The 15,896-nt window shown below is 38.5% G+C and carries 8 protein-coding genes; 3 read left to right on the top strand and 5 right to left on the bottom strand.

Annotation, left to right across the window (positions count from 1 at the left end; genetic code table 11):
• Positions 1 to 11: 11 nt before the first annotated feature.
• The 5 genes from F1325_RS12990 to purL form a co-directional block, all read right to left on the bottom strand.
• Positions 12 to 1,628 carry an NAD+ synthase gene (locus tag F1325_RS12990; protein ID WP_109370970.1) on the bottom strand — a complete coding sequence of 539 codons (1,617 nt, stop codon included), beginning with the start codon at positions 1,626 to 1,628 and terminating at the stop codon, positions 12 to 14.
• A 73-nt stretch (positions 1,629 to 1,701) separates the two neighbouring features.
• The gene (gene glrR / locus F1325_RS12995; RefSeq protein WP_072063249.1) at positions 1,702 to 3,039 is read right to left on the bottom strand and encodes a two-component system response regulator GlrR; all 1,338 of its coding nucleotides are present in this window, start codon (positions 3,037 to 3,039) and stop codon (positions 1,702 to 1,704) included.
• An 11-nt stretch (positions 3,040 to 3,050) separates the two neighbouring features.
• Positions 3,051 to 4,094 carry a two-component system QseEF-associated lipoprotein QseG gene (gene qseG, locus F1325_RS13000; RefSeq protein WP_244184988.1) on the bottom strand — a complete coding sequence of 348 codons (1,044 nt, stop codon included), beginning with the start codon at positions 4,092 to 4,094 and terminating at the stop codon, positions 3,051 to 3,053.
• Positions 4,094 to 5,542, bottom strand: a complete 1,449-nt coding sequence (locus F1325_RS13005; RefSeq protein WP_167514944.1) for a sensor histidine kinase — start codon at positions 5,540 to 5,542, stop codon at positions 4,094 to 4,096. Before F1325_RS13005 ends, qseG begins: the two co-directional genes overlap by 1 nt.
• A 690-nt stretch (positions 5,543 to 6,232) precedes the next feature.
• Complete coding sequence (gene purL, locus F1325_RS13010; RefSeq protein WP_109370971.1) at positions 6,233 to 10,123, bottom strand: phosphoribosylformylglycinamidine synthase; 3,891 nt, start codon at positions 10,121 to 10,123, stop codon at positions 6,233 to 6,235.
• 264 nt (positions 10,124 to 10,387) lie between these two features.
• On the opposite strand from purL, the gene mltF reads away from it, so the two are divergent.
• The 3 genes from mltF (at position 10,388) to F1325_RS13025 (ending at position 15,884) form a co-directional block, all read left to right on the top strand.
• Entirely contained in the window at positions 10,388 to 11,860 is a 1,473-nt protein-coding gene (gene mltF, locus F1325_RS13015) for a membrane-bound lytic murein transglycosylase MltF (protein WP_109370972.1), read from the top strand.
• A gap of 810 nt (positions 11,861 to 12,670) precedes the next feature.
• Complete coding sequence (locus F1325_RS13020; RefSeq protein ID WP_109370973.1) at positions 12,671 to 13,219, top strand: fimbrial protein; 549 nt, start codon at positions 12,671 to 12,673, stop codon at positions 13,217 to 13,219.
• A 178-nt stretch (positions 13,220 to 13,397) separates the two neighbouring features.
• Positions 13,398 to 15,884, top strand: coding sequence for a fimbria/pilus outer membrane usher protein (locus tag F1325_RS13025; RefSeq protein WP_160230556.1), 2,487 nt, complete (start codon positions 13,398 to 13,400; stop codon positions 15,882 to 15,884).
• Positions 15,885 to 15,896: the final 12 nt, after the last annotated feature.

Raw genomic sequence — 15,896 nt, forward strand, 5'->3', positions numbered from 1 at the left:
TTATCCTGCTATTACCAGTTGTGGCGACCAAAACCGCTTGTAATTGGGTATCTGCGATCTTTACCAAAATTACGACTTGTAATACGTGGCCCAACAGGGGCTTGACGTCGCTTGTATTCATTAATATCGACTAATTTTATCACTTTACGGACTGTCGCTTCATCAAATCCTGCTGCAACTAAATCAGATACAGATTTATCTTGCTCAACATAACCTTCAAGAATAGCATCCAGAATGTCATAAGGAGGTAAATTATCTTGGTCTGTTTGCCCTGGTGCAAGTTCTGCTGATGGTGGTCTATCAATAACACGCTGAGGAATAGCAGGTGAAAGTGTATTACGATATTTAGAAAGCTCGAAAACTAATGTTTTAGGTACATCTTTTAGTACATCAAAACCACCCGCCATATCACCATACAATGTAGAATATCCCACTGCTGATTCACTTTTATTACTTGTGGTTAACACTAAACGACGACGTTTATTCGACATTGCCATCAAAATAACCGCACGACAACGAGCTTGTAGATTTTCTTCTGTGGTATCTGCAACAGTATCTTTAAACATAGGCGCAAGTTGAGCCATAAAAGCATCAAACATGGGTTCAATAGAAACCGTATCAAACTCAACACCTAATAAATCCGCTTGTTCTTTTGCATCATGAATACTCATTTCTGATGTATAACGAAATGGCATCATAACAGCCTGAACACTCTCTTTGCCTAAGGCATCAGCTGCGATAGCAACCGTTAATCCAGAGTCAATACCACCAGATAATCCTAGAATTGCCCCTTTAAAGCCGTTTTTAATCACATAATCACGCGTTGCAAGCACTAACGCTTGATAAACTTGCGCTAAAGGTGAAAGTTCCGGAGCAGGATCTGCCATCGGAACAATATTCAATTCGTCAAATTCAACGATGGTAGTTTGTTCATCAAATGCAGCTAAACGATGCGTAATAGTACCGCGTTCATCAAATACTTTTGAACAACCATCAAATACCAACTCATCTTGACCACCAATTTGGTTAAGATAAATCACGGGAAGGTGTGTTCTTTGGCAATGTTCTTTAATAAGCTGTGTACGAACATGGGGTTTTTCACGGTTATAAGGTGATGCATTAATAGATAGAACAAGATCAGCACCCGCTTGTTTTAATGCATCGATAGGTTCATTGATCCAGATATCTTCACAAATTAACAAACCTAGGTGATAACCTTTAAATGGCACTACACAGCGCTCATTTCCTTGTTGGAAATAACGCTTTTCATCAAACACACCATAATTAGGTAATTGTTGTTTGAAATAACGCGCTTGTAATTCACCTTTATAGAAAAATGAAAGTGCGTTGTAAATTTTGCCGTTTTGCCACCAAGGATGTCCAACAACAATCGCCGTTTTTTTACTTGCTTGTTCTAAACGTGTAAGTTGTGTTTCACAACGCTGTTGGAAATCAGGACGAAATAGCAGATCTTCAGGAGAGTAACCGCATAAAGCCAACTCAGAAAACATGACCAAATCGGTATCTTCTTGTGCTTTTACGGTAGATAACATGCGTTCGCAGTTACCTTCAATATCGCCAACAACCCAATTAAGTTGAGCCATGGTGAGTTTTAGTTTACGACTCATAAAAATTAGTCTCTCCGCTATCTTCCGCATAAAAGGAAAGTTAGTTTAAAAATATATTCGTTATCTGAAAAGGTTATTCTTTAAAATCATTCGCATCTAGCTCATGACGAGATAACAATTTATAAAACTCAGTTCGATTGCGCCCAGCCATACGTGCGGCTTGGGTCACATTGCCTTTTGTCATTTGCAAAAGCTTTCTCAAATAGGTCATTTCAAAATGCCCTCTCGCTTCTGCAAATGTGGGCAATGCCGTATTTTCACCTTGTAATGCCTGTGTTACAAGCGCTTCACTGATCACGGGTGCTGTTGTTAACGCAACACATTGCTCAATAACGTTAACCAATTGACGCACATTACCTGGCCAACTTGCTGTCATTAAGCATTTCATCGCATCGGTTGAAAAGCTTCGAACAAAAGGTTTATGGCGTTTAGCAGACTCTCTCAATAGGTGATTAGCAAGAACAGGAATATCTTCTGCTCTCTCACTTAATGTCGGAATACGTAAGTTAACCACATTTAAACGATAGAACAGATCTTCTCGAAATTCATTACGTTCCATCGCTTTAGGTAAATCACGATGCGTTGCAGAAAGAATTCGTACATCAATATCAATATCGCGATTACTGCCTAATGGGCGAACTTTTCGCTCTTGTAAAACACGTAATAACTTAACTTGCAATGCCATTGGCATATCGCCAATTTCATCTAAAAATAATGTGCCACCTTCAGCTGCCTGAAATAGACCTTCACGGCTACTCACCGCGCCTGTAAAAGCGCCTTTCGCATGGCCAAATAATTCAGACTCTAGAAGTTGCTCAGGTAAAGCACCACAGTTAATGGCAATAAAAGGTTTTTTCGCTCTAGGGCTTGCACGATGGATAGCTTGAGCAAGGACTTCTTTACCCGTACCACTTTGGCCATTGATAAGTACACTGACATCAGATTGGGCGACTAGCTTTGCTTGCTCTAATAAACGTAGCATTTGCGGGCTACGTGTCACGATATCTTTTGACCACTCTTCATCTGAAACAATAGTCACAAGCTCAAGTGCTTCATCAATCGCTTTATAAAGTGCGTCTCTATCAACGGGTTTGGTTAAAAAGCTAAATACGCCTTGCTGTGTTGCGGCCACTGCATCAGGAATAGAGCCATGAGCCGTAAGAATGATAACGGGCATGCCCGGCTGCTGACGTTGTATTTCAGCAAACAGCGCCATACCATCCATTTCATCCATTCGGAGATCACTAATAACAAGGTCTATTTTTTCTTTTAAGAGAAGTTTTAGTGCTTCTTGTCCACTTTCAGCGGTGAAGATATGAAAACCCTCACTTGTTAATCGCATACCAAGTAACTTTAATAACCCAGGATCATCATCGACAAGTAAAAGATTTGCTGATTTATGGCCAGCCATGCACATTCTCCTTATTTAGAACCTGCTTCAGTCGGTTTTGAGCCTTGTGTGTCAGTATCTGTTTTGACAGGTTCTGGTTTTACCGCCTCAGTTTTCGTAGATTCGGTTTTTGTAGATTCTGGTTTGGAAGGCTCTGGTTTAACCACTGTTGCAGACGGTTGTTTTTCCTCACCTTTTGACTTCTCTGTTATCGATTGCGTCGAAACGGGTTTTTCATTCGTTTTTTCAACGGCTGGTTTTTCAGCAGCAGGTTTCTCTGCATTCACTTTTTCTGTTTCCGTTACGCTCTCAGCTAAATCTTCATTTTGCGATAGCGAATCAACAGAGCCACTCTGTTTTCTATTCGATAACTGCCGTTCAATTTGGGTAAGGCTTTCAAGCTTTTTCAGGGTGACACTCAGTTCATGCTGTAACGCATTATTCTCTTTTCTTAGTGCATCAATTCTATTATCTGTATCTGTGATTAAACGACGATAACGACTCTTCTCTTCTGCTAAAGAGAGAATAAGCGTTTGGTTCTCAATCCATGTCGATAATAGAACTCGCATAGAACTTGGAAATTGTAATTGATAGCTTTCTAATAATACTAATTGTGTTCGACGATCGGCAATCGTCATTCCAGCACGCTCTAATAGAATACTTTTATAAAATGCATCATCCCAACCAGTGACGACAACACTGCTGGCTTGGCGTTGTGCTTCGGTCGTCATTATGCGGTTTGTACATTCAATGGCACGTAACCAATAAAGCGCGTTATTGATGCCTTCATCATAAAATGAGCTTAATGTTTTACATTCAGCCCAACGATAATCAATCGTTTTTTGTTTAACAACGGGGATTTCTGGCTCAGGCTCTTGTGTCTCAGTGAGCAACTTTGGTGTACACCCTGAAAGAACCAGTGGAAACAGAATAAACAAGAAACACTGCTTCCAATTTAATGCAATTTTTCTAGTTGATGCAGGGGCCATAGATAACAATTCAATACCAAGCATCTTCTTATTTATTTTTTTATACTCATGATGAGGAGATGCTTGTTTTTGTGACCTGATTTGCATTATTTAATCTCAGAAAGTAGCGGTAATTCAATACGAAAACAGACATCGGCATAGTCAGAAGGAACAACACTTAGTTCACCTTCCATTCTTTTGATACAGTCATGAGCAATACTTAAACCTAAACCACTTCCTTTGACAGCCCCTTTGCGTAGCAAAGATCCTTGGAAAAAGGGTTCAAAAATCATTTTTTGTTCAGATTCAGGAATAGGTGTTCCTTTATTGGCTATATCAATAACTATTTTCTGTTCAACTTGATAACTAGAGATCCAGATATTACCTGATTCAGCACCATAGTGCACCGCATTCGAGTAGAGATTGTCGATAACTCGCGATAATAACGTCGCTTCTGCTCGACATGTGGTTAGATTAAGTGAAATTATCGTTTTAATATCTTTTGCTCTCGCGGGTAAACTGTGGGCTAATACCACATTATTTACTAAATCAGTCAAGTTAATTTCTTCGATTTGTTGAGGAACTTCAGAAAGTTTGCGATTGTAATCAAGTAGTTGTTCAATTAATAACTGTAACTGCTTACTGCTATTATCGAGAATTGAAACGACTTCTTTTTGATCAAGAGTTAAAGGACCCGCAACTTCATCAGCTAATAATTCCGTACCTTCTCGCATACTGGCTAACGGTGTTTTTAACTCATGAGAGATATGACGCAAAAATTCATGTCGTTGTGACTCAAGCCATGCTAAACGCTCACTTAACCAAATAATACGTTGTGCTAATGAACGCAGTTCTCGTGGCCCTTGAAAAGTATCTAGATTATTACTCAGTGTTCGACCTTCACCTAATCGATTGATCATCTTCTCAATCCCTTTAACAGGGCCAATAATCATTCGAGTAAATAGCGCAATGAGGATCAAGCTGAACACAAAAACGATAAGACTTTGCCAACCGAAATAGCGCCCTTTTTCAGCGATTGCCATTTGAAGTTGTTCACCACGGCTAAAAATAATCTCTTTAGTTAATACAACTATACGGTTATTGGCATAAGAAAATTGCTCTAAAGCTTGTTGCATCTCTTTTGTGGGTTCACTACTTTCACATTGAATCGATTTTAGTTTTTCAAGTGAAGTATTAAGTACATCGGCTTCTTTAGATGCCGAAAGAGGAATAATGGTTTGCTGTAATGTTGAGAAGAGTTTGGTGTATTGCTGGTAGCGTTGCTGATACATATCATCATCAGTTTTATCTCTTAAAACACAATATCGACGATAGTTTCCTTCCATTTCAATCGCAAGATTTCGCATTACTTCACTTCGTTCAGTATCTGCGAGTGCATTTTTATTAGTAATAGCCGCCTGATTACTTAATTGATCGAGACTTTGATAAGCCTGATAAGCAAGCACAAGTAAAGGTAATAGCACCATCCAAAATGCCATTATCACGAGCTGTCTTAAAGAACGGGGGAAAACACGCCACTTTTTCAATGAAATCATCTCAACACCTATTAGAGTAATGCGATGCTACATGACTTGATAACAAGAAAAAAGTCCGACATTGGGAAAATTAGGTAAGAGAACAAACACAAACGAGGAAATGCGACAGGCTCTAGAAGTGGGAGAGCGGAATATCTTATTGAGATATTCCGCTCGTCAATATTTCATCTCTTTTTTCTCTAAAAGAGAATGAAGGTGGTGCCTCACTCCACGTGTCGCCCTGTGTTTGATAAGGTCCGAAGACGAGTATCATGATGTTGGACGGTAGGCACCTTACTCTGGCGTCATTCCTGGCTTATGTGGTATGTTCCCACCCATATTGTGGACCGACATAAAAAGTTGAATGAGCAACTGATTTATATAATGCACAAGGCGTGCCAACTTTTAAAGAAATCTTTTAACAAACTGAAAATAAACAAAAAATAAAAATACCTCTCTGATATTTTATTTATAACTCTTTTTTATCTAGTTATAAAACAACCAAGCTGTCTCCATATCCAGACAGAGTTACCCTAAATTTAATAATTACTTATATTTCAATAAATTAAATGTCGCTAAAAAGAGACAAGTAAACTGGTAAGTGTCTCCGTTTTTACACAACAAAAAATAATTCTTTTATTATCAATAAAATAAAGCCTCTAACAATGTAGAGGCCTTATGTATTTATCTCTAAGATAATATTACATTTGATTAATCAAATTGTTTTCTTGCATTGCGGAATAAACGCATCCAAGGGCTGTCTTCACCCCAATTATCTGGATGCCAAGAATTACTGACTGTTCTAAACACTCGTTCTGGGTGAGGCATCATAATGGTTGAGCGACCATCTTTTGTAGTGACAGCAGTGATCCCTTTTACAGAGCCATTAGGATTTAATGGATATTGTTCTGTAGGATTACCGTAGTGATCCACAAAACGTAATCCCACTAAATTTTGTGCTTCTAGTTGTGCTAGTTGCTCAGCATTACGGAATTCAGCAAAACCCTCACCATGAGAAACTGCGATAGGCATTTGTGAACCCACCATACCTTGTAGTAATAATGATGGGCTTTCTGTCACTTTCACTAAACTAAAGCGCGCTTCAAAACGCTCAGAACGATTGCGAACAAAACGAGGCCACAAATCTGCACCTGGAATAAGTTCTGATAATGTCGACATCATTTGGCAACCATTACAGACCCCTAGGGATAAGGTATCTTGGCGTTCAAAGAATTGGGCAAACTCATCACGTAAGCGAGAATTAAATAAGATGGACTTCGCCCAGCCTTCCCCCGCACCTAATACGTCACCGTAAGAGAATCCACCACAAGCCACCAGCACATCAAAATCACTGAGTGAACGTCGTGATGAATGTAAGTCACTCATATGAACGTCGATAGCATCAAAACCAGCCCTGTCAAAAGCAGCCGCCATTTCAACATGAGAGTTAACACCTTGCTCTCTTAAAACCGCAATACGAGGGCGGCTCCCTGTTGCAATATAAGGTGCAGCAATATCTTCATTTGGATCAAAGGTTAACTTCACATTTAACCCAGGATCGTTGAGATCTTGTTTTGCTTGATGCTCTTCATCCGCACACTCTGGATTATCACGTAAGCGTTGCATTTGCCATGTTGTTTCTGCCCACCAAAGACGCAATGTACTGCGTTTTTCGTTGTAAACTTCCGTTTCACGACTTTGGATAATAATGGCATCATTTTCTGTTGCTTGACCTAAATAATGTAAACAATCCGATAAACCATATTCAGCAAATAATGCTTCGACGACTTCTTGATGTTCAGCACGAATTTGGATCACACCACCGAGCTCTTCATTAAAGAGTCCAGCTAAAATATCTTCATCATAAGCACTGATATCAACGTGTAAGCCACAATGGCCTGTAAATGCCATTTCTACAAGAGTGACAAATAACCCACCATCAGAGCGATCGTGATAGGCCAACAATTTGCCTTCATTGACCAATTGTTGCATCACATTGAAGAACTGTTTCAACTGTTCAACATCACGAAGATCAGCCGCTTTCTGACCTAATTGGCGATAAACTTGAGCTAGTGCCGTTGCACCTAATGCATTATGACCATTGCCCAAATCAATTAAATACAAGCGGTTTCCAGCTTGTGTTGATAATTCAGGCGTCACTGTTTTACGCACATCTTCAACACGAGAGAATGCTGTAATAACTAAAGATAGTGGAGAAGTAACCTCTTTGGTTTTCCCATCTTTATCTTGCCAGCGCGTCTTCATTGACATCGAATCTTTGCCCACAGGAATAGTAATACCTAGCTTTGGACATAACTCTTCACCAATGGCTTTCACTGCGTCATATAAACCTGCATCTTCACCCGGATGACCTGCTGCTGACATCCAGTTAGCCGAAAGCTTAATGCGATTAAGCGCTTCTACATCACAACCCGCCATATTTGTTAGTGCTTCACCGACAGCCATACGTGCAGAGGCAGCAAAATCTAACAGTGCGATAGGTGCTCGTTCACCAATAGACATAGCTTCGCCATAATAGCTATCTAATGTTGCTGTGGTAACAGCACAATTGGCAACCGGAATTTGCCAAGGCCCGACCATTTGATCACGCGCAACCATTCCTGTTACGGTACGGTCACCAATGGTAATTAAGAAGGTTTTTTCAGCAACGGCTGGTAAATGAAGAACACGATAGACGGCATCTTTTAAATCGATATCTTTACGGGAGAGATACTCACCTTCTGTTTTAAGTGATTTTACATCACGCAACATTTTAGGTGCTTTACCTAATAATATGTCTAATGGCATATCAATCGGCTTATTATCAAAGTGTGTATCATTGAGCACTAATTCACGCTCTTGCGTTGCTTCACCAATCACAGTATAAGGTGCTCTTTCACGCTGACATAACGCATCAAAAAGAGGCATTTTTTCAGGCGATACCGCTAATACATAACGCTCTTGAGATTCATTACACCAGATCTCAAGTGGGCTCATACCCGGTTCATCATTAAGAACATCACGTAATTCAAAACGACCACCACGACCGCCATCATTAACTAATTCAGGCATTGCATTAGAAAGACCACCAGCACCAACGTCATGAATAAATAAGATCGGGTTATCGTCACCTAATTGCCAGCAACGGTCGATAACTTCTTGGCAACGGCGTTCCATTTCTGGGTTATCACGCTGAACAGAGGCGAAATCTAAATCAGCATCTGATTGACCTGATGTCATAGAAGAAGCGGCACCACCACCAAGACCGATGTTCATAGAGGGTCCACCAAGTACAATTAACTTAGCACCAACTGTGATTTCGCCTTTTTGTACGTGATCTTCACGAATATTACCAATACCCCCTGCTAACATGATGGGTTTATGGTAGCCGCGAATTTCAACACCATTGTGGCTATTTACTTGTTCTTCATAGGTTCTGAAATAACCTAATAATGCCGGACGACCGAATTCATTATTAAATGCCGCACCACCTAGTGGACCTTCAGTCATAATGTCTAATGCATTAACAATACGCTCTGGTTTGCCAAAATCTTCTTCCCAAGGCTGTTCAAATCCCGGAATACGTAAGTTAGAAACCGAAAATCCAACTAGACCAGCTTTAGGTTTTGCACCGCGTCCCGTTGCGCCTTCATCTCGAATTTCACCGCCTGAACCCGTTGCAGCCCCCGGCCATGGTGAAATTGCTGTTGGGTGGTTATGTGTTTCTACTTTCATCAAGATATGTACAGGCTCTTGATGATAGTGATAATGCCCTTTTTCTGTATCAGGATAAAAACGCCCCGCCACAGAGCCTTCCATTACTGCCGCATTATCTTTATAAGCTGACATGACATAATCAGGCGTTTGCTCAAACGTATTTTTAATCATTTTAAATAATGATTTATCTTGAGCTTTACCATCAATTATCCAATCAGCATTAAATATTTTGTGGCGACAGTGTTCAGAGTTAGCTTGTGCAAACATATAAAGCTCAACATCTGTTGGATTACGCTGTAAGCGGTTAAAAGCATCGACTAAGTAATCAACTTCATCGTCTGCCAGCGCTAATCCCATTTCGATATTCGCTTTTATTAGTGCATCTTTGCCTTTTGCAAGCACATCAATCGTTTTTAGTGGTGCTGGCGTTTGCTCGGCAAAAAGTGCATTTACATCTTGATAATTTAAGAAGATGGTTTCCATCATTCGATCATGAATAAAACCATAAAGCTGTTGCCACTGATTGTCTGTCATCGTACCGCACTCAATAAAGTAGGCGATACCACGTTCAATTCGGACAACCTTGGCTAAACCACAGTTATGTGCAATATCTGTCGCTTTAGAAGACCAAGGTGAAATTGTTCCCGGGCGAGGTGTAACAACTCGCATTTCCCCAACAGGCTCATGTTCTGTTAATGAAGGTCCATAATGCAGTAGTTGACGTAATTTAGTTTGATCATCTTCAGATAACTGCCCTTCCACTTTCGCGAAATGGACAAATTCCGCGTATATACCTTGTACAGGAAGATCATTTTCCTGACATAGAGTGAGTAATTTATTAATACGAAACGCGGATAAAGCGGGGGAGCCACGCAGGATTTCCATAGTATTGAGTTCTCTCTTTTAGCAGCTAACCTGACCAATCATTCAGGGGAAACGCGCCTAGTATAATAGAATAACCGCTCAGACGAAACCGTTTGCGTGAACAAAATAACGGCATTTAACTTAGAGTGTTTTAATGATTAATTGGTGTAATCAAGTTGCGTCTTGCCAATATGTTAAGCAAAATGCTCGATTACTGGAAATTTATCCATGTTAAAATGACGATTTTACACACAACAATAAACAACGTTAACGAGAACCAACCTATTGAATAATATAAGGATAAACTATTTCGTTATCGTTATCATAGCGCTCTTTTCAGCGGCTATTATCGCGTTGAATATTACATGGCCAGATAGGCAAAAAGCGCAGATAAATAAGATTTTATCTCGTGGTGAGTTAAGAATTAGTACGATACCTTCACCATTGATAACGATGAACGATAAAAAGGACCCCGTAGGTTTCGATTATGAATTAGTGAAACGCTTTGCAGATTACCTAGGCGTGAAACTTGTCGTTAATATGCGGACAAATATCAACCAAATGTTTGATGATCTGGAGAATAATAAAGCTGACTTTATCGCCGCCGGATTACTTTATAATAAAGAGAGATTAGATACGACACGCAGTGGCCCTGCTTATTTTTCAGTTTCTCAACAGCTTATTTACCGTAAAGGGACATTAAGACCACGTAGTTTTGATTCGTTAGATGGGCGACTTGTTGTCACTGCTGGCTCAGCTCATGCAAGTTTATTGCGAACATTAAAAGAGACGCAATACCCCGAGCTTGAATGGGAAGAATCAGATAATCAGACGACCTCGCAACTGCTAGAAGCATTATCAGAAGGTAAAATAACCTATGTTCTAGCAGATTCCATCAGTGTTGCAGTACAACAACGCATTCATCCTAATGTTGCCGTAGGGTTTGAAGTCACTGAAAGCCGTCCACTAACGTGGTATTTGCCTGATGGTGAAGATAATAGCTTATATGCAGCGATGCTCGATTACTTTAATCAATTATCTCAAGAAGATGTGTTAGCAAGACTAGAAGAAAAATATTTTGGCCATGTAGGTACATTTGATTACTTCGATACTATCTCTTTTATTACAGCGATAGATTCTATTTTGCCAAACTATCAGCCTCTTTTTGAAAAGTATGCAGATACTTTCGATTGGCGGTTATTGGCAGCTATGGCATGGCAAGAATCACATTGGGATCCTCATGCTACATCACCAACTGGAGTTAGAGGATTGATGATGTTAACTCGCCCTACTGCATCAAGTATGGGCGTTACTGACAGGCTTGATCCCGAAGAGAGTGTTCGAGGAGGAGCACAATATCTTAAACATCTCCTTTCGCGCTTGCCGGATTCTATTCCAGAAGATGAAAAAATTTGGTTTGCATTGGCAGCATATAATATGGGATTTGGTCATATGCTTGATGCCAGAAGGCTTACGGAGCAACAAAATGCCGATCCTGATAGTTGGCTAGATGTAAAATCAAGATTACCTCTACTTAGCCAAAAGAAATATTATGCAGACCTCCCTTATGGCTATGCCAGAGGCCATGAGGCTTATCGCTATGTTGAAAACATTCGACGATATCAACTTAGCCTTGTCGGTTACCTTCAAGCCAAAGAGAGCAAAAATAAAATATTATCTAAAGATAAAGAGAATGATAACGATGAAGAGCAAGAAAGCTCATCATTATCATTGACTCAAGATATGGCTTATCAATAATTTTTGTACTTAAAAACAGCCTATTAAACAACATAGCCTCTTTTATAGAGGCTTATTTATTTCATTTCTACTATTCAAAAATCACTCCAACCATTAAAACAATCCCTAAATTAATATTTTCTTAATATTAAAAATTGTTACATTTTGTCATGCTATTTTTTACCCAAAATAGGGAAAATTCATGTGTTAAAAAATGTAACACTCATTAGCCAAAACACTCACCTAATGAGTAAATTGTATTTAAAATGATCCAATTAGTCATTTTAGGACTATCAGAATAAGTGAAATATAAGAAAAAATTAACTTAAATACGTAGGAATTATCTCATACGTTATTATTCATTTTATGATTATTATTTTGGGAGAAACTTTTTTCACGATAAAAATTAACCTAAACGCGTCATTATTAACATCTAACTTATTGAATTATATATATTGCGATAATCTATAATTGATTTTATTAATTTTTCTAACCTAATGTTAATAACATTACTTTTTGTAAAGTTAAAATAATGTTAATTGCATTGTCTATTAAATTTATCTGCCTGATAAACTTTTTCACCCATAAATTGAGTAATAAAAAGAATAAACCTACATAAAACTCTATTAATATGGAATAGGCAAGATTAAATATGAAAATTGAGTAAATCAACAAAATGTTATATCAAATAGAATGCCTTTGTTGATATCATATAAACCAGTCATTATTCGAAACAACTCGAAATATAATGCAAATCAATTTTTATATTCCGACACTAATATTATTTTTCTATAAATAATAATACGCACGATCTTCAAGGGATTATCTATAATGAAACTGAGTAAAATTGCTTTAGCTGCTGCTTTAGTATTTGGTATTAATTCTGTTGCAACTGCTGAAACTTCTGCACCAAAAGTTGGCGCAACTAAAGGCGAAATTCAATTAAAAGGTGAAATTGTTAATTCAGCTTGTGGATTAGCAGCTTCTTCAAGTCCTGTTATTGTTGATTTCAGTGAAATCCCAACTTCTGCATTAGCAAATATGCAGAAAGCAGGTAACGTTAAAAAAGATATCGAATTACAAGACTGTGATACTACCGTAGCAAAAACAGCTACTGTTAGCTATACACCAAGTGTTGTTAATGCAACAAATAAAGACTTAGCATCTTTCGTATCTGGCTCAGCTTCTGGTGCAGGTATCGGCTTAATGGATGCTGGCAGCAAATCAGTAAAATGGAACACAGCAACAACACCAGTACAATTAGTTAATGGTGTTTCTAAGATCCCATTCGTTGCTTACGTTCAAGCTGAATCAGCAGACGCAACTGTAACTCCAGGTGAATTCCAAGCCGTTATCAACTTCCAAGTTGATTATCAGTAATCGTTTTATTTATTTAAATTAATTAAATAATAAATTAATTACTGCATTAACGCAGGGGACTTCCTCTGCGTTAAATTTGATAAAACACTTCAATTTAATAAGAATAAAATAAAAAGTAATAAAATAAATATTCATTATTTAATTACTTTTTATTTTATTAATAATTAGGCGTTTATTCATGTTAATTTCTTTTTTTCACAGCACAATATGGAAAAACATTTGTGCCATTTTGCTATTGTGCTTAGCGTTTTTCGCTCAAGCCGAGCCTGATGATTCTGTGGAATTTAACATTCATATGCTAGATGCCGAAGACAGAGATAATGTCGATTTATCTCGTTTTGCAACCTCTAATTACATTATTCCGGGTATGTACTACTTAGATATCCGTATAAATGGTCGTGACTTCCCTCGCCAAAACATTAATTATGTTGAAGTGAAACCCAATTACTCCATCGCTTGTATTGATCCTACTCTTCTAAAAAAGTTAACAGTTAACGAAGAAAATCAAAAATTTATCGAAGAAATCTCACCAGATTGTTTCAATATTAGTCAATTACCAGGTATCTCTATCAAAAATGATGGCGGTATTCTCGATATTGTTATGCCTCGCTCACTAATGAAATATGAAGATGCGGATTGGACACCACCTGAATTGTGGGACCCAGGTGTATCTGGGTTATTAGTTGACTATACCTTAACAGGTACATCAACTCGCCCAAATCAAGGCAATAACAACAACTCATTAACAGGATATGGGCAAGCTGGAATTAACCTTGGTGAATGGCGACTACGTGCTGAATATCAAGGAAACTACTCATCTGAATATTCATCAAATAATAGCTTTGATTGGAATCAGATATACGCCTATAAACCATTACCTAACCTAGCTGCAAAATTAACGCTTGGTGAAACTTATTTAAACTCTCAAGTTTTTGATAGTTTTCGTTTTACAGGTGCCAATATACAAAGTGATGAAAGAATGTTACCCCCTTCTTTGCAAGGTTATGCACCTGAAATTCATGGCATCGCAAACACTAATGCCAAAGTGACTGTAACGCAAAACGGTCGCTTAATTTATGAAACTACGGTACCTGCGGGCCCTTTTGCTATTAAACATTTACAAGATACAGTACAAGGCCAATTAAATGTCAGAGTCGAAGAGCAAAACGGTAAAGTAAGCGAATTCCAAGTACAAACAGCCAATCTACCTTATATGACTCGCCCAGGCTCAGTGCGTTATAACACATCAATGGGTCAGTCATCGCTCAACAACCATAAAATGCAAGGCCCTGTTTTTTATCAAGGCGATTTTTCATGGGGTATGAACAACACATGGTCGCTGTATGGTGGGGTTTTGTTGACGGCTAAAGATTACAATGCGTGGTCATTAGGTTTAGGTCACGATATGGGGCGTTTAGGTACGCTTTCAGGTGATATTACTCAGTCTTATAGCAAAACTTATGATAATGAAAATATCAATGGGATGTCATTCAAACTGAACTACGCTAAAACCTTTGATGAGTACCATAGTACGATTACTTTTGCGGGTTATCGCTTTTCAGAGAAAACATTCCGATCTTTCTCTCAATATATGGATGAGCGTTACAACGATATTAATAACAATGGTTATGAAAAAGAGATGTATACCATTACAGGTAACAAAACTTTTTGGGCTGATGATATTGAAAAATCGACAACACTTTATCTCTCTTATCGACACCAAAACTATTGGGATAAAAAGACACAAGAACAGTATGGTGTTACGGTAAGCCTTAATTTTTCTATTATGGGTATAGAGCAGATTAATACTAACTTATCTGCCTTCCGTACTCAGCATAAAGGTAATACTGATGACAGTATTTCTTTTAATATTTCAGTTCCATTAGGAAGTGGTAAAAGCATTGGTTATAGCTTGCAAGACAGTAACGGAAAAGTGAACCAAATGGCCTCTTATTCTGATAATAGCAATTATAATAATCTATGGCGTGTCCGTGCAGGTTTAAGCTCAGACAATAAAGCCAATACTGATGGTTATTATCAACACCGTTCGCAATATGCAGAAATTAACGCCAATGCGAGCTATCAACAAGATAATTATGTTGCACTAGGTGCAACAGTTAAAGGCGGATTTACTGCAACACGCCACGGCGCTGCATTACATAGCAGTAGCATGACATCAAGTACTGCTCGCATGATGGTTGATACTGATGGCGTTGCAGGCGTACCATTTAATAATCAAAGCACAACGACAAACCTATTCGGTATTGGGGTATTAACTGACTTAACTAGTTATAACAATGTTGATGCTCGTATTGATGTTGATAAAATGGATTCAGATATTGAAACACACAAAGCCATTACTTCTGCCACATTAACTGAAGGCGCAATTGGCTACTATAAATTCCCTGTTCGCCAAGGTGAGCGCCTAATGGCTATCTTACAAACAGTCGATCAAAAACACCCGCCATTTGGTGCCGAAATCACCAATAAAAACGGTGAAAATATGGGAATGGTGATGGAAGATGGTTTAGTTTATATCGCCGGTGTTAACCTTAATGAATCATTAAACGTGATCTGGGGTGGTAAATCCCAGTGTACGATTACAATCCCAGCTGCAATTAACGATCCACTAAAACATGAATTGTTATTATGTCAGGGATTTTAATGAATAAAATGA

This window comes from Proteus columbae, assembly GCF_009914335.1.
Classification (GTDB): Bacteria; Pseudomonadota; Gammaproteobacteria; order Enterobacterales; family Enterobacteriaceae; genus Proteus.

Bases quoted from the DNA above. Each gene is read 5' to 3' on its own strand.
- F1325_RS13025 (WP_160230556.1), top strand. From the start codon at position 13,398: ATGTTAATTTCTTTTTTTCACAGCACAATATGGAAAAACATTTGTGCC.
- F1325_RS13005 (WP_167514944.1), bottom strand. From the start codon at position 5,542: ATGATTTCATTGAAAAAGTGGCGTGTTTTCCCCCGTTCTTTAAGACAG.
- qseG (WP_244184988.1), bottom strand. From the start codon at position 4,094: ATGCAAATCAGGTCACAAAAACAAGCATCTCCTCATCATGAGTATAAA.
- F1325_RS13020 (WP_109370973.1), top strand. From the start codon at position 12,671: ATGAAACTGAGTAAAATTGCTTTAGCTGCTGCTTTAGTATTTGGTATT.
- purL (WP_109370971.1), bottom strand. From the start codon at position 10,123: ATGGAAATCCTGCGTGGCTCCCCCGCTTTATCCGCGTTTCGTATTAAT.
- glrR (WP_072063249.1), bottom strand. From the start codon at position 3,039: ATGGCTGGCCATAAATCAGCAAATCTTTTACTTGTCGATGATGATCCT.
- F1325_RS12990 (WP_109370970.1), bottom strand. From the start codon at position 1,628: ATGAGTCGTAAACTAAAACTCACCATGGCTCAACTTAATTGGGTTGTT.